This is a genomic window from Methanococcus voltae (assembly GCF_024807655.1).
In the GTDB taxonomy this organism is placed as follows: Archaea; AGJL01; Methanococci; order Methanococcales; family Methanococcaceae; genus Methanococcus; species Methanococcus voltae_D.
The window spans coordinates 199,914-218,990 of record NZ_JANUCR010000004.1; the positions used below are offsets into that span (position 1 = coordinate 199,914).

Sequence of the window (19,077 nt, forward strand, 5' to 3'; positions counted from 1 at the left end):
ATAACTATTAAAATAACTATTAAAATAGGTAAATAAATAAAGACTAATTAAATAAGTAATATATTCAAAATTAAAGATAATCTTGTTTTTAAAAGTTTTATGAAATTGTTATATGCTACCAAAATGATTTAATTCAATAATTGTTTATTATAACAATTAGTACATTTATAATAATTATAATTGAAACTTAAAATTAAACTTAAAATTAAACTTAAAATTAAACTTATAAGTAAATTTAAAAGTAAAATTTATTGCATATTATGGTGAAAAAATGGCTAAGAAAAAATCCGCAGAAACACAAGATGATTTAAAATTAAAAGTAGCACAAGAAGCATCTAAATTAGTAAAAGATGAAATGGTAATCGGTTTAGGTTCAGGTTCAACCGCAAACATGTTTATCAAAGAATTGGGTAAAAGAATCGTAGATGAGGAATTATATATTTACGGAGTACCTACATCTTTTGATGCTAAAATGTTAGCAAGTCAATGTGGTATACCTTTAGTTTCACTCGACCAAGCTGGACAAATCGACCTTGCAGTTGATGGTGCTGATGAAGTAGAAGAAGGAAGTTTATCACTTATTAAAGGTGGTGGTGGTTGCCATACAATGGAAAAAGTTATCGACTACTCTGCTAAAGAGTTTGTAGTGTTAGTTGATGAGAGCAAAGTTGTAGCTTCATTAGGGGAAAATACACCGGTACCTTTAGAAGTATTGCCATTTGCATATTCAACAGTTTTAAACACATTATTAGAAATGAATACAGCACCATCCATTAGAGTTTCAGGCGGTAAAATGGGTCCAGTTATTACAGATAATGGAAATATGATAATTGATGTATTCACTAAAATAGATGAAGCTGATGTAAAGGAAAAAGAATTAAATAACATCGTAGGAGTTGTAGAAAACGGTATTTTCTCAAAATGTGATAAGGTACTCGTAGGTAATGACTCTAAAAAAGTAAAGGTTTTAAAAAAATAATTTAAAATAATTTAAAAAACCAATAATTACTTTATTTATTAAATCATTTTTTTTAAATATAGATTATATTATTTCAAATTCCAATATTCAAATATTATTTTAGGATAAATCACTTATATGATTATTACATTTTATTATTTAATTTATTATTTCACAAATGTGGCTTAATCAAAATTAATTTATTAAACTTATTTTATGCAGTATATCAACGGTGATACTTTGAAAATAAAACCATCCTGTTCCATATGTATAAGTAGACAAATAGTGGACGCAATAAACGAAATAACTGACGATGACGAAAAAAAATTCGAATTAATAAAATCAACTATGCAAAAAATAACAGACGTTTACGGCTCTCAAGCTGTTCCGGCGTGGATGGGTACTCACGTGCATAGGCATATTAAAGAAATTAGCAATTCTGACGACCCCTATAAGCAATTAAAGATGAATGCAAATAAATATGCAAAACAGTACCTTACAAAAACTATAATTGATGAAGTAAACGAAGGAGACGACTTAAAAAGATTACAGAGTAAAGCAAAATTGGCAATAGCTGGAAATGTAATCGATTTTGGACCTTATGGTACAAAAGATAATATGGAGCAAAAAGTTGAGCAAACACTCGAAGGAATTTTGGACATTGATTATTCAAAGGATTTATTAAATGATTTAAAGGGTAAATTAAAAGAAAAGGCAAAAGCAAAAGCAAAAAATAACGGTGAAAAACTTAAAATAATCTATATATGTGATAATGCGGGCGAAATTGTATTCGATAAACCATTTATTGAAGAATTAATGAATTATGCAGAAGTTATCGTATCAGTTAAGGGAAAACCAATATTAAATGATGCGACAATGGAAGATGCTATCGAAGCAGGAATTACGGACATTACAAAGGTTATTACGAGTGGTACTGATGTAATAGGTACGAGATTCGAAGAATCTTCAGAAGAATTTAGACAGGAATTTAAAAGTGCAGACATAGTTATTTCAAAAGGTATGGGTAACTATGAAAGTTTAACAGAGTATGAATTGACTAAAGATGAAAATAGTAGTTCAAAGCCCATATATTATATATTTAAAGTTAAATGTGAGCCTATTGCAGAATATAACAACAGTTATGTTGGTGCAAATGCGTTTTTGAAGAGTACTATATATTATAACTTTTAAATAAATAACTTAAAAAAAGAAATAATTTAAAATTATATTTTTATTTTATATTTTTATTTTATATTAGTTTTTTACTGTTTGAAACCATAACGTTTTGGTTATTTTCAGCATCTATTCTTGTTAGTTTATACCCACCAAATTCTTTTTGATATGGGACAAGTAATTCAATAGAGCTGTCCCCCATACTAACCATATCCTTATAATAATTGGTTATCCAATAGGGCGTCAATTCAATCATTTCTTTTGCAGGTATTGTCATAGCCACGCTTTCCTCAATTAACTCCTCAGTACCGATTTTTTTCTCAATCTGGTTCTCAACGGCACCTGTAGCTTCCAATTTTACACACATTTCAAAGTAATCTAAAAATGAACCTTTTATTTCAGTGCCTGTCGATATTGTCGAAGCAGTTTTTTCTAAAAAGTCCATTTCTGATGTAAATTTACTTAAAAACCTAAAGTTATAATCTATTGACTCATTACCTTGTCTATTGTCGAATATTTTAGTTTCACCTGCAACAGATATGGAATTCTGTTCAATAGGGTCAACTGAAGCGCTATTGTAATTTACAGCGTTTCTTTCAACTTCATTTCCATCAAGCCACTGATTAATAAAGAATTTTGACTCCATTCTTTCTGAACCATCATTGCTGATTGTAATATAATCGGGCATCCATCCAGAACCTGCAAATCTACCATCTGTAGATATATTTATTTTATAAATATCTCCAATATCTTGCCCAACGTCTAATTCCAAAGTGTCTGTAGCGTTTCTTTTAAAAGCATTACCTTTAATGTATTTATTTAATCTGTATGTTTCACTAATCCCCCTTTCACCATACATTTTTAAAAATACATTAGAATCCGTACCAGCGTATCGCCTATCTTCTGTTTTTATACTTATTTGATATTTTACTCCCATTTTAGCCCCCCAAATGTTTTTTATACCATTTTTATAGATAATTTACCCATTTTTCTATTTGGGTTATGGTTTTAAAACCATATTTATTATTTTAAAATTAATTGTTTAAGTATATATTCATTATATTATATATTCAAATATATGCTTACAATCAAATTATTATTTTGTATTCAAATTGTATTTTTATTCTAAAAATTAGCTCATATTATGTTAATGTTAATTACATATTTCTTATAATATCTGTTATTAAATTTAGTTTTCGTATAATCTATACTTATGTTAAAAATTTTCCCGTAATGTTTAATCTTTATATACTATATTCCATATTATATTATTTAAAATACATTTAAACTTAGTTTTAATTCAATTAAACATAGTTTATATTATAATAACGTGTTTAATTCTTTTTAATTTAATTTTAATAATGAACAGGTGTCATTCGTGAAAAATTTGAAAGGTATGTTATTGCCTGCATTAGTAGTAATTGCTTGGGAAGTTTTTGCTATATACTTGGGTAAACCAACGGTAATACCTCGTTTAGAGGCAATAGTGGCAGTATTGTTAAACCCTACAATGACTTTATTGGGTACTGGTACAATTATAGATAATTCGATTATTAGTATTACAAGAGTTTTAACAGGGTTTTTGGTGGCTTTTGCAGTAGCAGTTCCTTTAGGTATTATGATGGGGTATTATAAGCCCGTAAATGATATATTTGATACTTTTATGGAGCTTTTAAGACCTATTCCCCCACTTGCCTGGGTTCCCCTTACTTTGGCTTGGTTTGGTGTGGGTAGTACTTCAATAATTTTTATCATTTTTATAGGTGCATTTTTCCCGATATTGATAAATACTGTAGCAGGTGTTAAAGAAGTCCCAAATATTTTGGTAGAGGCTTCAAAAACTTTGGGATGTACTGGAATTAACGTTTTAAGGAAAGTAATCATACCCGCAGCTTCTCCGAGTATATTAACCGGTTTGAGAGTCGGGGCAGGCATTGCGTGGATGTGTGTTGTTGCAGCGGAAATGTTGCCTGGGAGTGATTCAGGACTGGGCTATTTAATTATGTATGCTTATTCTTTGAGTAGGATGGACATTATTGTAGCAGCTATGATTGTAATTGGGCTAATTGGCATAGTTTTAGATAGGGGATTACGATATATTCAAGATAAGAAATTTAAATGGAAATCTATGGTTAAATAATTTAATAAAATAATAATAGTAATAATAGTAATAATAGTAATAATAATAATAATAATAATAATAATAAAATACTAATTTAATAAAAAATAATAATATAATAAAAAATAACGTAAATCAAAATAAATAGGTGTACTTCATGACTTTGCAGATAAAAAACATTATAAAGAAATATACTGGTAAAAATGAAGTACTTGCAGTAGATAACGTTTCATTGGAAATTGGTAAGAGTGAATTTATATCAATCGTAGGCCCGAGTGGTTGCGGAAAATCAACACTTTTAAGAATGGTCGCAGGTCTTGAAACCATCACGGGTGGAGAAATAATATTCGATGGTAAAAAAGTAGACGGTACAAATGCAGAAAGAGGAATGGTATTTCAGCAGTACACGCTTATGCCGTGGAGAACTGTGCTTCAAAATATCACATTTGGTCTCGAAGTTAAAAATATCCCAAAAGAAGAAAGATTGTCTATTGCAAGAAAATACATAAAAATGATTGGTTTAGAAGAATTCGAAAATTCTTACCCTTATGAATTGAGTGGGGGAATGCAACAAAGAGTTGCAATTGCAAGAACTCTTGCAAATGACCCTAAAATTGTACTTATGGATGAACCTTTTGGTGCTTTAGATGCACAAACAAGGTCTATGCTTCAAAATCACTTGTTGAAAATATGGGAAACAGATAAAAAAACAATCTTATTTATCACACATAGCGTGGATGAAGCGATATATTTATCTGACAAAGTGGTTATTATGAGCGCAAGACCGGGTAAAATTAAAGAAATCATCGACATAAACATCGAAAGACCACGAAGTAGGATAAGCCCGGAGTTTTTAGATTATAAGAAAAAAATATACGATAGTCTAAAAGAGGAAGTCTTAAAATCATATAAATAACTGATAAAATTAATAATATATATAATAAGAATAATTTATAATACGAATAATAAGAAAAATAATATTAATTATATTTTTTAAGGTAGATTATAATTTATAATTAATAAGTTAACAAATAATTAAATTAATAACTATATATAGTATACATTAATAATATATAATTGATTAATAGTTGATTGCTAATAATCAAAATATACTATACTACATTTAAAAATTTTAGAAATAAGGGTTTAACAAATATTACTAATGTTATTACTAATTTTATAAACTTGTTAAACACGTGTCTAATATGGGTATAATTGTTTCAATCTTATCAAAAAATTATATGCCAACGGGTTTGGGTGATAATTTGGATAATAAAGATATGGATATTTTAAATATGCTTATGGATGATGGCAGGATGGCATTTACTGAAATTGCAAAGAAGCTTAAAACAAGCGAAAGTTCTGTTAGAAAAAGAGTAAAAAAGATGGAAGACGAAGGGGTCATTAAGGGATACACAACCAATATAAATACCTCAAAACTTGGCTATGGTGTAGTTGCTTTAACTGGTTTTGATACAAACCCCGAAGACTTTTTATCTGTTGCACAAAGTTTATGCGAGTTTGAAGAAATTAAAAAAGTATTCACTTCAACTGGCGACCACATGATTATGACTGAAATATGGGCAAAAGACGGTAAAGAACTTTCTGACATCTTATTTAATAAATTGGGCACTATTAAAGGCATTAAAAAAATATGTCCTGCAATCATCCTTGAACAATTAAAATAATTCAAGTACTACTAATTAAATTATTAAATTTAATCAACAATATGGATGACCTACATAGTAGAATAATAAAATGATACTAATTATAATACTAAAATAAATAAGTATTTTTAATATTTAATTATTATTTTATTATTATTATTATTATTATTATTATTTTATGATAAATTCGTATATTCGTGAATTGTTTCATAAATCGGTCCGTTTGGCTTTAAAATACTCTTCTTTAAAGAAATTTTATTTATATTACATTTTCCAAATTCGAAAGATTTATTATTTTTAACAATTTCAAGTATATTTTTCTTAGTTTCATAATCCACATTTTTAATTCTTGCAATAGTTAGATGTGCAATTATTTTTTTAGTGTAATTTGCACCATATTCTCTTTTAAAACCGATTTTTGACAATTTTTTATCTATTTCTTTGAATTCGTCTTCTAAATTCGAAATTCCAACCCATAAAACTCGAGGCTCGTATTTATTGGGAAAAACACCTAATCCACTAACTATTATATCTTTATTAATACTTAATTTCAATTTTTTTAAGTCTTTAAGCTGTTTTTCTGATATTTCACCTAAAAATTTCACAGTAATATGTAAATTTTCATCTTCTACAAATTTTATGTTTTTGTTAGTATTTTTATTATATTTAGTATCTTCATTATTTAATTTAGTATTTAATTCACGTTTAAACTCGTTAATTTTTAAATTTATCCCATTATCTAATTCAATCGCTAAAAAACATCTCATAGTATCACAAGCCCTAATATAGTCGTAATATCCATAAATATATTGTAGGGACTTTATATATAAATAATGCAATATTTTAATATCAGTTTACAACTTCGGAAAATTTGGTGAAATTATGGGGTTAATAAATCAAAATAGTTATGAAAGATATGCAAGACAGATTAATTTAGAAGGTTTTGGAAAAGATTCGCAAGACAAATTACTAAATTCAAAGGTATCAGTAATCGGAGCTGGCGGTTTAGGTTCAATAGTTTTGCAATATCTAACTTCTGCAGGAATAGGCGAAATTAATATATTGGATTATCAGGATATTGAATTGTCAAATCTTAATCGGCAAATAATCCATAATGAAACTAATTTGGGACATTTAAAGGTAGAATCTGCAAAAGAAAAATTAGAAAAATTAAATTCCGATGTAAAAATAAATATTTTTAATCAAAAATTAGAAAAAAATCAACCTGATTCGGATTTAAAATTTATAAAAAAAAGTGATTTGATAGTTGATTGCCTCGATAACTTTGAAGCAAGGTATATTTTAAATGATTTGGCTTTAAAATATGATAAACCACTAATACACGGAGCAATTGAAGGTTTACACGGACAAGTAAGTACAATAGTGCCAAACGAAACCCCGTGTTTAAGATGTATTTTTAAAACAAAGGAAAATAAGGATAAAGTACCAGTTTTAGGCTTTACTGCGGGGGTTGTTGGTTCCATACAAGTAGGGGAAGCTATAAAGTACATTACAGAATACGGTGAAACACTGAAAAATAAATTATTATCTATTAATTTAAAAAATAACGAATTTTTAACGTTTAAAGTCAAGAAAAATCCAAATTGTATATGTAATGATAAATTAAACCAATAAAATCAAATTATTAGTAATTACATTATTTTATATTATTTTATATTATTTTTGAATATTCATTTTTATAATATTTGTACAGCGTATAATTTTATAGTCCTATAATTTTATATATTTTTATATTCTTATATTTAAATGTACTTTTGAAATACCATTAATTAATTAGTTTTTCCGATAGGTATTAGATTTTTAATAGGGTTTTTATACTACGACGTCATATGTAATCATCATATTCAAAAAGTTAAAATCTTAAATTAAGAAATTAGGATTTTTTAAGCATAAATTAAGTATATTGATTACATAGGTGCGTAAATGATAATTATAGGACTATTTGGAAAAACGGGTTGCGGAAAAACCGAAATATTGGATTTACTAAAAGAAAAAGACTATTCTGTAGTAGATATAGAAGGTTGCGCAAATACTAAGGGAAGTGTTTTAGGTGATTTATACCATTTAAAACAGAACAATCAGGAAATTTTTGATAAATTTTTAAGTGAACAACACGATAAAGCACTCAAAAAAGGCTATTGTATCGTAGAATTTGAAGGTAGGTATATTGGAGGTCAGGAGAAGGTTAAAATTCCCGAACCATATTCAAACTTAAAAAACTACAAACACAATATTTTGATTGACTGCCCATATGACTGTCAGATGAAAAGACTTTTAAAATGGTATGAACCTCAAAACGAACAAGAAAAAGAGATGTTAATAAATAAAATTAAACTATTGGAAAGTTTTTTTAAAAATAAATTGGTAGACGTTCTTAAAGAGATTGAAGAATTAATTATAAATGATGAATATTATAAAGCTTCGCAAATGATTGAACAACATCTTTATGCAGACCATTATTTAAGGCATATTCAAAAAGTTGACTGTAATTTAAAGATAAATAACGTTGATTCAAAAGATTCAATTAACGAAGTGGTGGATTATATAAACGTAATTTTAAAAGAAAATAATCTAAAACCCTAATTCTAAATTTTAAATAAAAATTAATAACCAGAATAAAATTAAAAATGGTAGGAATGGCATTATTAACTAATAAAATGTGATTTTATGGATGAAGAAATACTTTCAAGGTTATTAACCTTTAAAAAAGATGTGATATTGGTAATAATATTACATAATGGTTCAAAAGTGATAACTGATGGGGAAAAAATACTCGCAGGTAAATTAAATGGTGAATTAGCTTCATTTATTTTAAAAACTTCGAAAGATATTAAAAATCGGAATGTTAAAAAGCCAGAATTGTATACTTTTGAAAAAATAGAGGATGAAAATAAATTAATTTATTTTGAACCTATAGATATAAAATCCTTCTTAAAATCAATCGGTGGAGAATTAGACGATTCTTTAATAACAAATGAGGAATTAAGCTATATTTTATCTGATTTAGACATCACATACAATGGAGTATCGGAATATATTGAAACCGAAAATGACATAATTGATGGTTATGACAATTTCAAGGAAAATTACATATTGATTGACGCAAGAGCTCCAAATGAGTACAATGAGAAAAGGATACCTCATTCCATAAACATTCCGCTTTTTATGGATGATGAACATAAAAATATAGGCATTGCTTTTAAAAAGGAAGGTAAAGAAAGAGCTATCGAACTTGCAGGCAATTATATGAAGACAGGTATTCCAAGATTAGTGGATGAGTTCTTAAAACTCGATAAAGATAAGGAAATAATCGTTTATTGTGCAAGGGGCGGTATGAGAAGCCAAACAATAGCAACGCTATTAAAATTAATGGGTTTTAAAACAAAACGGTTAATAGGTGGGTTTAAAGGATATAAACTCAAGTAATATACATTATTTAATATAATTAATTTTTTTATTTATTTTTTATTTATTTTTTATTTTTTATTTATTATTTTTAGTTATTATTTTTATTTATTTTTTAGTTATTATTTTTAATTTTAGTTTATGTATATTTTATTGCGAAACACAAATTAAAAAAGATATCTTTATAAATTATCACTAAAATAATAGATATAAATAAAACAATAGCAAAAGCTATTATTAATAATCCGCCATATGAAGGTGAAAACGTGTCTACATTAGACTACTTAAAAGATTTAGCAACTGAAAAAGGTATTTCAGGAAATGAAGACAATGTAAGAAATTACATGAGAAAAGAATTAGAAAAATACGCTGATGAAATTTACGAAGATAATTTTGGAAATTTAATTGCAAAAAAAGGTACAAAAGGACCTAAAATAATGATTGCAACACATATGGACGAAATTGGTCTTATGGTAAAATACATTGATGATAAAGGTTTCTTAAAATTCGTTAAAATCGGCGGAATAAACGACCAGATGTTATTAAACCAGAAAGTAGTTGTTCACACTACAAAAGGGGATATAATCGGTGTTTTAGGTTCAAAACCACCTCACAAAATGGATGAAAGCGAAAGAAACAAATTAATAAAATCCGATTTAATGTTTATCGACGTAGGAGCTTCAAACAGAGAAGAAGCTGAGGCTATGGGTGTTGAAATAGGTACGCCTATGTCATTTAGAACTGATTTCGATACGCTTGGAGATAAAAGAATCACTTGTAAATCATTCGATAATAGGGCAGGTTGCGCCGTTCTTTTGGAAGCTATGAAACAGATTTCAGAATCAAACGAAAAAGATGGAATCGAGTGCCAGTTTTATGCAGTAGGAACTGTACAGGAAGAAGTTGGTTTAAAAGGGGCTAAAACATCCGCATTTGGAATAAACCCTGATGTAGCATTTGCTTTAGATGTTACAATCTGTGGAGACCATCCGGGAATTAAATTAGAGGATGCACCTGTCGAAATGGGTAAAGGGCCAGTTATTACAATCGCAGATGCAGCCGGAAGGGGCATACTCGTTAGTGGTAAAGTTTTAAAAATGATGAGAGAAATCAACAAAAAAGTAGTGGAAGGAAAAACTGAAACTGAAATACCAGTTCAATATGAAGTGGGAGACGGTGGAACAACTGATGCAACCGCTATTCACTTAACAAGAGATGGTATACCTACAGGAGTAGTTTCAGTACCTTCAAGATACATACACACACCAGTGGAAGTTATTGAAATCGAAGATTTAGAAAATACTACTAAATTAATTATAAAATGTTTAGAAAATGTACATAACTATTTCTAATCTATTTTTATTTTATTTTATTTTAATATTATTTTTATTTTAATATTTTTCAAATTAAACTCTTTCCCCCGGTCTTAAATATGATTTTAATTGTTTTTTAGACCAATTGCCAAAATAAATATTGTTTCCAGTTAAATCCATACCTTTAAAGTCAATATTGTACTTTAATTTCAGTAATTTAGGTATTTTAGCATAAACTGAAACATTTTCAAAGCCATCAAATATAAAGAAAGGCATTAAATAACTTATATCTGGATTAGTATATGCAGTATGTACTAAAACAGGATAGTACTTTTTTAAGAGCGAATTATTGTTTAAACCCAATTTTGACATTATCGTTTCTGATAAATTCTTATTTACGTGGACGTATTGACAAAGCATACTATATTCTTCGTGTCTTCGTCTTTTACCCATAAATTTATAATCTATATTTGCATATTTGATGTTTTTAGGGATTAAATTATCAAAAATTGATATGGATTTTGCTAAAAGTATCCTATAATCTTTTAGGTTTTCCATATGATTTTCCATACTTTTAGTTTTTAATGCGTATTTTGCTTCGTTTAATTTTCCTATTTTGCATAAAGCATTTAAATATGCGACGTATTTGCACAAATGTGTTTTTTCACCGTTTTTATTGATTATCCAATAATCATTGCCCATTAAAACATCTTCTATGAGTTTTTTGTACCCTATGGGTACTTTGTTTTTAGCCTTTTGTATAAGATTTTCTGTAAGCATCCCCTTTTCAAATTCCGTTAATTCATCATATGGCGTTTCTGGAGTTAGTTTCATAGATTTAATATATTCTATAGATTCTATTTCAGTTCTAAACAGTGGTATTTCATTAAAATTATGTAAACTTATATATAATGGTCCTTTTTTATCATATATTAAGAGTTCGTCAACTTCTCGAAAAATACCGTATTGTTTGAGTTTTCCATCAGATAAATTAATTTCTTTATTGATATAATATTGATATAGTACATCTACAAAATCCTTTAATTCGTTATCTTCCATGTTTTCAACCATTTTTAGAATTTTATACATGTTTTAACCTTTAATCTTTTTAAAATTTTTAAACTTTTAAATATTATATTTTTTAAAATTAATTATTTTATTATTTTATCTTTCTATATTATAATTTAAATAAATACAAATATATAAAATAATGTAATAATTACAATATATTACAATATATTACAATATATTACAATATATTACAATAATTTACAAGATTTAATAAATTTTGCAATAAAACTTTAAAAATGGGATATTATGAAATTATTTGGAACATCAGGAATCAGAATGAAAAATTTAAGCCCCGAAATAGCGTATAATGTAGGTTTTGCAATCGCAAAAGACTATAAGAACGTAGTAATTGGTAGGGACTCAAGAACAACCGGCGAATTAATAGAAAGTGCTATAATCACCGGTCTTTTAAATGGAGGGGCTACTGTAAGCAAATTAGGTATTGTACCCACACCAGTGCTTGGTTTTGCTTCAAAAAACTATGAAATGGGGATTATGATTACAGCTTCCCACAACCCTCCCGAGTACAACGGTATAAAATTGTTTAATAAAGATGGTACTGCATTTTTAGAAGAACAAGAGCATCATATTGAGTCCATAATTGAAAATAAGGATTATGAGCGAACTAATTGGAGTACTATAGGCAAAGTGGTTGAAGACAAATATTCAATAATTGAATATTGCAAATTTATAATAAACAATTTGAAACCATTAACTTACAAACATAACGTTTTAGTGGACTGTAGCAACGCTGCAGCTTGCGAATTATCGCCATATTTATTTACTGAAATGGGTTGTAAGGTAATATCTATAAATTCACACTTTGACGGTCGTTTTGTTGGTAGAATGCCCGAACCAAACGAAAAGAACTTAATTGAAACAATGGATATGATAAAAGGGTTAAATTCGGTTCCAAATAAAGATTATATCGCAATTGCACACGACGGTGATGCCGACAGAATGATAGCAATTGACGAAAAAGGACGTATAACGGATTTTGATAAACTTTTAACCGCATATTCTCGATTTATTGTAGAAACAACGGATACAAACAGCATAATTACAACAATTGATGCATCTATTGCACTCGATGAATATGTAAACGCTAATTCAAAAGGTAAATCTATAAAAATTATGCGTACAAAAGTTGGAGACGTTGCTGTATCGAATAAAATTAAAGAATTAGCTAAAAACGGGGAAGATGTTCAATTTGGGGGAGAACCTTCCGGTACTTGGATACACAGTGGAATACATATGACCCCTGACGGGATATTGTCCGGTTTAAGACTTTTGGAAATGATGGAGCACTTTAATAAAAAATTATGTGACATAATGGATGAAATACCCGCTTATGATAATATGCGTGAAAAAATAAGTTGTAGTGATGATAAAAAAAGCGAAGTAATGCAAAAAGTTGCAAAAGAAGGCGAAAAATTGTTTAACTGTGTACCAAATACCCTTGACGGTGCAAGGTTTGACCTCGAAGATAAAGATGCTTGGGTTTTAATTAGACCGTCCGGCACTGAGCCTTACATTCGAATTAGGGTAGAAGCAAAGGATGAAAAAGTTGCAAAAGAGTTATTTAATCAATCAAAAGAGTTATTGGATAATTTTTTAAATTAAAATAATAAAAATAATAAAAATAATAAAATAATAAAATAATAAAATAATAATAAAATAATAAGAAGAATATACTATTAAAATCGATTAAAAACATTTTTTTGATTTATATAATTTATTTTCTTAAATATATGTAGAGTATTGATAAATACCAATTAATACCATTATTTATTTTTAATTATTTCTAATTATTACTATTTTTTAACTTTTTGACCGTAAATATTATATACTATTGTATAGTATAGTAGTGTACCACTCTTTTAATAATACCATGATGATACGAGTGGGTGCCATCCGGATAAAAAAAATTTTTTTAAATAGTGAAGGAGGTCATAATATGGCTGTTTATGTAAAATTTGAAGTACCACAAGAATTAGAAGAGAAAACTGCTGAAGTAGTTTCCAAAGCTACTATGATTAAAAAAGGAGCTAACGAAGTAACCAAAGCAGTAGAAAGAAGTAGAGCAAAATTAGTAGTAGTTGCTAAAGATGTTCAACCTGAAGAAATCGTAGCACACATCCCTGCTATCTGTGAAGAAAAAGGTATCGCATACACATATTGCGCTACAAAAGAAGATTTAGGAAAAGCTGCAAACTTAGAAGTTCCTACATCAGCAATTGCTATTATCGAAACCGAAGATGCTGAAGGATTAAACGAGTTAGTTGAAAAAGTTAACGCTTTAAAAGCATAATTTAATTAATTTAATTTAATTTAATTTAGATTTGCTTTATGAATTTATCTATATTAATTAGAAACACGAAGCATAAGCACAAATTAGGTGATTAGCAATGGCTGATGAAATGGTATACAAAGAGGCAGTAGCTGCTGAAATCATTCAAGTAAATGGTAAAACAGGAGTTACTGGCGAAATTTTCCAAGTAAGATGTAAAATCTTAGGTGGAAAAGACAATGGTAGAATTTTAACAAGAAACGTTAAAGGTCCAGTTAAACTCGGCGATATTATTATGTTAAGAGAAACCGAGAGAGAAGCAAAACCTTTAGGAAAAAGAAGAAGATAAGTGGATAACAATCCTAACATATTCTTATAATCGGATATCATACAGTAGTTAAACTATAAACATTAAATATTTTTAATATGTTTACCAATTGTTTATGTTCAATTACTGACAATTCCGACTTGGTGATGAAAATGGAATGGAAAACATGTAGCTTTTGTGAAGGTGAAATTGAACCAGGATGCGGAAAAAAATACGTTAAAAAAGATGGTTCAATTATGCACTTTTGCTCATCAAAATGTGAAAAAAACTTCAAACTCGGTAGAGTAGGAAGAAGATTAAGATGGACAAACATCTTCAGAAGAATAACAAAAGGACAACAATAAATTTAATAATTTAAGTTAAATAATTAAGTTAATATTAAGTTAAATAACTATATTAAATAACTAAATTAATTTAAATTTAAATTATTATTTTCCTTTTATTAATACTAATAATATTAGTAATATTAGTAATATTTAATATTGTTAATATTTTACAGATATGATATCATATATCTAAATGGATGGTTCGTATGATTATATCGAATGAATATTATTTTTTATTGATTAATCTTGATAATTAACCTCTGTTAAGTTAAAAATCTTTAACACTCGTTAAAATTAAGAATTTTTCAGTTATTTTTACAATTTATATATAATTTATAATCTTTAACCCTATAAACGTTATTTAATCAATTCATAAAATAAAAAAGGTAATTTAATGTCTTCATCTAATTTAAAAGGAATTCTTTATGTTTTATTGGCTTCAGGCTCTTATGGTATGGTGCCTTATTTCGCACTAATCGCTTTTGATGGCGGTTCTAATGCTACAACGGTTATATTGTTCAGATTTTTAATTGCAGCCATTTTTTTGGGCGCATACTTAAATATAAAAAAAGTGGATAAAAAAATAACTACAACCAAAATATTTGATATAGCACTTTATGGAGCGTTATTTTATGTAGCTGCGGCTTTATCATTAGTTATGGCATATTATTACATACCAACAGGTGCCGCAACAGTTTTACACTTTGTTTACCCCGCTTCTGTTGTAATAATTATGGTGGCGTTATTTAAAGAAAAAGTAATCGCTGAAAAGATATTTTGCCTTTTACTTTCTATAATCGGTGTAGTATTATTAGCAAATGGCGAGGGTGGAATTTTAAACCCTTACGGGATATTTTTAGGTTTAATATCTGGAGTATTGTATGCGGTGTACATTGTAGCAGCAGGGCAAGGTAAATTAACGTGTTCAGATGCTATTGTATCATCTTATTACTTAACGGTTTCAGCATCTGCAATTCTTTTGATATATGGATTCCTTACAAATGGAATTGCACTAAATTTAACACCTATGGCTTGGGGTGCTATGGCATTTATAGCAATATTTTCAACTGCAATCTCTTTAATATTGTTCTTAAGGGGTGTAGGACAAATAGGAGCTTCTAACGCAGCTATATTAAGTACTATGGAGCCAATTGTGAGTGTAGTTATTGGAGTTTTACTATTGGGTGAATCTTTAAATATTTCAATGATTTCAGGTACCTTTTTGGTTTTAATGTCTGTAGGTTTGTTAACCTATTCTGAAAAACGAAAGAGTAAAATTAAATAATTTCTATAAAATATTTTTATACTATAATTACTTATTAATTTTAAATAATTCTAAATTACTTAAATTAAATTAAATTAAGTTAATATATTATTAAATTAACTTAAAATTTCAAAAGGTAAAACTATGCACTATTTTTCAGAAAATCCAAATTCAAAACACAATGAAACAACTATAAGGGGCACCATAAATAACAAAGTACTGTTATTTAACACAGATGCAGGGATTTTTTCCCCAAATTATGTGGATAAAGGTTCTCAAATTCTTGTACATTACTCTGAATTTAAAAAAGAAGATGATATATTGGATATGGGTTGTGGTTATGGTGCTATAGGCATATCCTTAGCAGATGACGTTAATTCGGTAATTATGACTGATATAAATAAAAGGTCTGTAAGTTTAGCAAAACAAAATATAAAGTTAAACCACGTGAAAAATAAAAATATAAAAATATTTCAAGGAAATTTGTACGAAGAAGTACCAAAAGATGCTAAATTTGATACAATAATCTCAAACCCTCCAATAAAAGCAGGTAAAGCTATTATTCATAAGATAATATCTGAAGGTTTAAATTTCTTAAAGCCAAATGGTAAAATATATGTGGTTATTAAAACAAAACACGGTGCAAAGTCTTTAACTGACTTTATGGAAAAAACATACGGAAATGTGGAAATTGTTAAAATAAAATCTGGTTATAGAGTTTTATGTAGTTTAAATAAATCATTAGATAATTCAGTAGATAATTCAGTAGATAATTCAGTAAATGAATAAAATACCCTATCAAATGACAAATATGGTAAATATTAACCTTGTTAATACTATTTTATTAACGTTTATCATATTAGTTAGTTTAATCGGGTAAATTTAAATTAATTTATTTATCGTACTTTTTTTATAAATATATAAAATTAGTATTATTTTTTATTAAAAAATATATTTTATTTATTATTTAATATTACTTTTTTACATACAAGTACTAATATATTGGCTATATGATAAGGACGATAAAACATATCGAAAATACTATATACTATAATAATCACAAATATTTTATGAATATTATATGAGTACTTATTTAATAAATTCAATAATAACAGTATAACAGTAGTATGGCATACTATGTGGTAAACAGCATCATATAAATGGTTAATTAACTAAATGGCGAATATTTAATAAATAAAACCGTTATAACATACAAGATAATTTATGTTGAATTACTATGTAATTGTTAATATTTTTAATCCAATAAACAATACACCCATATGTGGTAAATATAAGTATCAAGTATATAGTATAATCATTCGGAGGGATTTCTTTGAACGTCTCCAAAAAACGTTTTAAGGTATATTTATCTTACTTTTTAGTTTTTTTAATTATCGGATTGTTTATGATTTTTTCAGAATCTGCATACGATGTAATACCAACCTATACCCCCAAATATACCATCGACTATGATTTAGGACTTATCACTGGTAATTATAATCATACAATCTCACAAATCAAATTTGATAAAAATCCAAAGACTTTAAATGTATTTTTGTCAAGTGAATGGCTTCAGAAATCTTCTTTAGAACAACAAATTCTTGCTAATAACATAGGTGTAGAATTAAACAGTGCTTTAAAAAATAAACATCTATTAGATGAAAATGAAGAATTAAATGTTAACTATTATTTAAATAATGAGAATATGTGTAGATATTCGTCTAAATCGGGCGTTGTTATTTTAAAAGATAATGATTTTTCAGATTTAGGTTATGAAAAATATGATAATTCTTAATAATACAACCATAATAATAAAATAGTAGTATAATAACTTAATAAATTAGTAATAACTTAATATTGGCTAAAAATAAAGAAAATAGTAAGATATTTTAAATTAATAATAATTTTAAGTATCTTATAATATACTTTTTAATATGTATCAACTAATGTATTCAAACAATAATTATTTAAACAATAATTATTCAAATAAATACTTTAAAACTGCTTTTTGAGCGTGTAATCTATTTTCTGCTTCGTCAAAGACGTATGAATTTTTACTTTCAAATACTTCAGACGTAATTTCCATACCTTTATTAGCCGGTAAACAGTGTAATACGATTGAGTCTTCTTTTGCAAGTTCCATTAAACTGCTGTTTATTTGGTATGGCGGGAATATTTTTTTAATAGTTTCTAAATCTTTGTTTACATCACTCATACTAATCCAAACGTCAGTATATAAAACATCAGCATCTTTTGCAGCTAATTTGGCATCGTTAGTCAATGTAAGACTACCTTCACCATATTTTTCGATTATTTCGAGTGCTTTTTTTACAAATATTCCATTAGGTTCATAACTTCGAGGAGTTGCGATAAATACGTCCATTCCAAGAATTGCACCTGCAATTATTAACGAATTAGCGATATTGTTTCCATCTCCAAAGTATGAAAGTTTTAATCCTTTGAATTCATCAATTGATTTAAATCCTTTTGTTTCTTTAATGGTTAGTATATCTGCTAATATTTGACAAGGGTGTGCTAAATCACTTAAAGCATTTACTATCGGAATTTTACTGTTTTTATCCAATTCTTCAAGTGTATCGTGTTTTTTAACCCTTGCAACTATTGCATCGACAAATCTTTCCATTACTCTGGCAGTATCTTCAATACTTTCCTTTTTACCGAGGTGTATCTCGTTATGGTTCAATGTTAGACTGTGCCCCCCTAATTCATTTACTGCAAGGTCAAAGCTGATTCTGGTTCTTGTAGATGGACTTTCAAATATTAATGCAATGTTTTTATTTTTTAAAACATCGTGCCCATACCTATTTTGTTTAAAATATTCTGCATATTCCATAAGTTTGGAAATATCTTTGCGTTCTAAATCCCAAAGTGTTAACAAACTCATATTACTCACCTTTCCTATTTTCAAATAAATTTAATTTATTTATTCAAAATTTAATTTAAAACAAAATTCATCTATTTTTCATCTATTTTTTTATTTCTAATTCATTTTTTCGATTTAAAACAATTAATTTGGTAATTTTGACAAGTTATACTATTTATTACACATAATATATAAATCTGATTATTTAGAGATATAAATATACATATAATATCATTTTTTCATATCTATTTATTTTAA

At 27.5% G+C, this 19,077-nt stretch carries 20 protein-coding genes; 16 read left to right on the forward strand and 4 right to left on the reverse strand.

Annotated features, from left to right (window positions below; genetic code table 11):
• Window positions 1-271 precede the first annotated feature (271 nt).
• Both rpiA and J3E06_RS06250 read left to right on the forward strand, forming a co-directional pair.
• Window positions 272-979 (forward strand): ribose-5-phosphate isomerase RpiA, encoded by a 708-nt coding sequence (gene rpiA / locus J3E06_RS06245; RefSeq protein ID WP_013179768.1) that lies wholly within the window; start codon window positions 272-274, stop codon window positions 977-979.
• Window positions 980-1,198: 219 nt separating this feature from the next.
• Window positions 1,199-2,149: a damage-control phosphatase ARMT1 family protein gene (locus J3E06_RS06250; protein ID WP_048187065.1), complete on the forward strand. Its 951-nt coding sequence runs from the start codon at window positions 1,199-1,201 to the stop codon at window positions 2,147-2,149.
• Window positions 2,150-2,207: 58 nt separating this feature from the next.
• Here J3E06_RS06250 and J3E06_RS06255 read toward each other — a convergent pair whose 3' ends face one another.
• Window positions 2,208-3,068 (reverse strand): PLAT/LH2 domain-containing protein, encoded by an 861-nt coding sequence (locus J3E06_RS06255; RefSeq protein ID WP_013179770.1) that lies wholly within the window; start codon window positions 3,066-3,068, stop codon window positions 2,208-2,210.
• A gap of 441 nt (window positions 3,069-3,509) precedes the next feature.
• On the opposite strand from J3E06_RS06255, the gene J3E06_RS06260 reads away from it, so the two are divergent.
• From J3E06_RS06260 to J3E06_RS06270, 3 genes are all read left to right on the forward strand, one after another.
• Window positions 3,510-4,271 carry an ABC transporter permease gene (locus J3E06_RS06260; protein WP_013179771.1) on the forward strand — a complete coding sequence of 254 codons (762 nt, stop codon included), beginning with the start codon at window positions 3,510-3,512 and terminating at the stop codon, window positions 4,269-4,271.
• Between the two features lie 136 nt (window positions 4,272-4,407).
• On the forward strand, window positions 4,408-5,166 hold the full coding sequence (locus J3E06_RS06265; protein ID WP_013179772.1) for an ABC transporter ATP-binding protein: 759 nt from the start codon (window positions 4,408-4,410) through the stop codon (window positions 5,164-5,166).
• 349 nt (window positions 5,167-5,515) lie between these two features.
• Window positions 5,516-5,938: a winged helix-turn-helix transcriptional regulator gene (locus tag J3E06_RS06270; RefSeq protein WP_013179773.1), complete on the forward strand. Its 423-nt coding sequence runs from the start codon at window positions 5,516-5,518 to the stop codon at window positions 5,936-5,938.
• 155 nt (window positions 5,939-6,093) lie between these two features.
• Here J3E06_RS06270 and thpR read toward each other — a convergent pair whose 3' ends face one another.
• Entirely contained in the window at window positions 6,094-6,684 is a 591-nt protein-coding gene (gene thpR, locus J3E06_RS06275) for an RNA 2',3'-cyclic phosphodiesterase (protein ID WP_013179774.1), read from the reverse strand.
• A gap of 115 nt (window positions 6,685-6,799) precedes the next feature.
• Between thpR and J3E06_RS06280 the strand changes: the two genes are divergently transcribed.
• From J3E06_RS06280 to J3E06_RS06295, 4 genes are all read left to right on the forward strand, one after another.
• Window positions 6,800-7,552, forward strand: a complete 753-nt coding sequence (locus tag J3E06_RS06280; RefSeq protein ID WP_013179775.1) for a HesA/MoeB/ThiF family protein — start codon at window positions 6,800-6,802, stop codon at window positions 7,550-7,552.
• 309 nt (window positions 7,553-7,861) lie between these two features.
• Complete coding sequence (locus J3E06_RS06285; RefSeq protein WP_013179776.1) at window positions 7,862-8,521, forward strand: selenouridine synthase SelU-like subunit; 660 nt, start codon at window positions 7,862-7,864, stop codon at window positions 8,519-8,521.
• Window positions 8,522-8,605: 84 nt separating this feature from the next.
• Window positions 8,606-9,364: a rhodanese-like domain-containing protein gene (locus J3E06_RS06290; protein WP_013179777.1), complete on the forward strand. Its 759-nt coding sequence runs from the start codon at window positions 8,606-8,608 to the stop codon at window positions 9,362-9,364.
• 245 nt (window positions 9,365-9,609) lie between these two features.
• Entirely contained in the window at window positions 9,610-10,695 is a 1,086-nt protein-coding gene (locus J3E06_RS06295; protein WP_013179778.1) for a M42 family metallopeptidase, read from the forward strand.
• Between the two features lie 54 nt (window positions 10,696-10,749).
• Here the strand turns inward: J3E06_RS06295 and J3E06_RS06300 are convergent, their stop codons facing one another.
• Window positions 10,750-11,745 carry a hypothetical protein gene (locus J3E06_RS06300; protein ID WP_013179779.1) on the reverse strand — a complete coding sequence of 332 codons (996 nt, stop codon included), beginning with the start codon at window positions 11,743-11,745 and terminating at the stop codon, window positions 10,750-10,752.
• A 228-nt stretch (window positions 11,746-11,973) separates the two neighbouring features.
• On the opposite strand from J3E06_RS06300, the gene glmM reads away from it, so the two are divergent.
• From glmM to J3E06_RS06335, 7 genes are all read left to right on the forward strand, one after another.
• Entirely contained in the window at window positions 11,974-13,350 is a 1,377-nt protein-coding gene (gene glmM, locus J3E06_RS06305; protein ID WP_013179780.1) for a phosphoglucosamine mutase, read from the forward strand.
• 334 nt (window positions 13,351-13,684) lie between these two features.
• Window positions 13,685-14,038: a 50S ribosomal protein L7Ae gene (gene rpl7ae / locus J3E06_RS06310; RefSeq protein WP_013179781.1), complete on the forward strand. Its 354-nt coding sequence runs from the start codon at window positions 13,685-13,687 to the stop codon at window positions 14,036-14,038.
• Window positions 14,039-14,135: 97 nt separating this feature from the next.
• Window positions 14,136-14,366 (forward strand): 30S ribosomal protein S28e, encoded by a 231-nt coding sequence (locus J3E06_RS06315; protein ID WP_013179782.1) that lies wholly within the window; start codon window positions 14,136-14,138, stop codon window positions 14,364-14,366.
• A 131-nt stretch (window positions 14,367-14,497) separates the two neighbouring features.
• A complete protein-coding gene (locus J3E06_RS06320; RefSeq protein ID WP_013179783.1) occupies window positions 14,498-14,689 on the forward strand; it encodes a 50S ribosomal protein L24e in 192 nt (63 codons plus the stop codon).
• Window positions 14,690-15,065: 376 nt separating this feature from the next.
• Window positions 15,066-15,956: a DMT family transporter gene (locus J3E06_RS06325; protein ID WP_013179784.1), complete on the forward strand. Its 891-nt coding sequence runs from the start codon at window positions 15,066-15,068 to the stop codon at window positions 15,954-15,956.
• A 123-nt stretch (window positions 15,957-16,079) separates the two neighbouring features.
• Complete coding sequence (locus J3E06_RS06330) at window positions 16,080-16,724, forward strand: class I SAM-dependent methyltransferase (RefSeq protein WP_013179785.1); 645 nt, start codon at window positions 16,080-16,082, stop codon at window positions 16,722-16,724.
• Between the two features lie 544 nt (window positions 16,725-17,268).
• Complete coding sequence (locus tag J3E06_RS06335; RefSeq protein WP_048187068.1) at window positions 17,269-17,730, forward strand: hypothetical protein; 462 nt, start codon at window positions 17,269-17,271, stop codon at window positions 17,728-17,730.
• 183 nt (window positions 17,731-17,913) lie between these two features.
• Here the strand turns inward: J3E06_RS06335 and argF are convergent, their stop codons facing one another.
• The gene (gene argF / locus J3E06_RS06340) at window positions 17,914-18,840 is read right to left on the reverse strand and encodes an ornithine carbamoyltransferase (protein WP_013179787.1); all 927 of its coding nucleotides are present in this window, start codon (window positions 18,838-18,840) and stop codon (window positions 17,914-17,916) included.
• Between the last annotated feature and the right edge of the window lie 237 nt (window positions 18,841-19,077).

What these genes read in the sequence shown, in the direction of transcription:
- rpiA (WP_013179768.1), top strand. Translation starts at nt 272, where the DNA reads ATGGCTAAGAAAAAATCCGCAGAAACACAAGATGATTTAAAATTAAAA.
- J3E06_RS06255 (WP_013179770.1), bottom strand. Translation starts at nt 3,068, where the DNA reads ATGGGAGTAAAATATCAAATAAGTATAAAAACAGAAGATAGGCGATAC.
- J3E06_RS06265 (WP_013179772.1), top strand. Translation starts at nt 4,408, where the DNA reads ATGACTTTGCAGATAAAAAACATTATAAAGAAATATACTGGTAAAAAT.
- thpR (WP_013179774.1), bottom strand. Translation starts at nt 6,684, where the DNA reads ATGAGATGTTTTTTAGCGATTGAATTAGATAATGGGATAAATTTAAAA.
- J3E06_RS06280 (WP_013179775.1), top strand. Translation starts at nt 6,800, where the DNA reads ATGGGGTTAATAAATCAAAATAGTTATGAAAGATATGCAAGACAGATT.
- J3E06_RS06285 (WP_013179776.1), top strand. Translation starts at nt 7,862, where the DNA reads ATGATAATTATAGGACTATTTGGAAAAACGGGTTGCGGAAAAACCGAA.
- J3E06_RS06290 (WP_013179777.1), top strand. Translation starts at nt 8,606, where the DNA reads ATGGATGAAGAAATACTTTCAAGGTTATTAACCTTTAAAAAAGATGTG.
- J3E06_RS06300 (WP_013179779.1), bottom strand. Translation starts at nt 11,745, where the DNA reads ATGTATAAAATTCTAAAAATGGTTGAAAACATGGAAGATAACGAATTA.
- glmM (WP_013179780.1), top strand. Translation starts at nt 11,974, where the DNA reads ATGAAATTATTTGGAACATCAGGAATCAGAATGAAAAATTTAAGCCCC.
- rpl7ae (WP_013179781.1), top strand. Translation starts at nt 13,685, where the DNA reads ATGGCTGTTTATGTAAAATTTGAAGTACCACAAGAATTAGAAGAGAAA.
- J3E06_RS06315 (WP_013179782.1), top strand. Translation starts at nt 14,136, where the DNA reads ATGGCTGATGAAATGGTATACAAAGAGGCAGTAGCTGCTGAAATCATT.
- J3E06_RS06320 (WP_013179783.1), top strand. Translation starts at nt 14,498, where the DNA reads ATGGAATGGAAAACATGTAGCTTTTGTGAAGGTGAAATTGAACCAGGA.
- J3E06_RS06325 (WP_013179784.1), top strand. Translation starts at nt 15,066, where the DNA reads ATGTCTTCATCTAATTTAAAAGGAATTCTTTATGTTTTATTGGCTTCA.
- J3E06_RS06330 (WP_013179785.1), top strand. Translation starts at nt 16,080, where the DNA reads ATGCACTATTTTTCAGAAAATCCAAATTCAAAACACAATGAAACAACT.
- argF (WP_013179787.1), bottom strand. Translation starts at nt 18,840, where the DNA reads ATGAGTTTGTTAACACTTTGGGATTTAGAACGCAAAGATATTTCCAAA.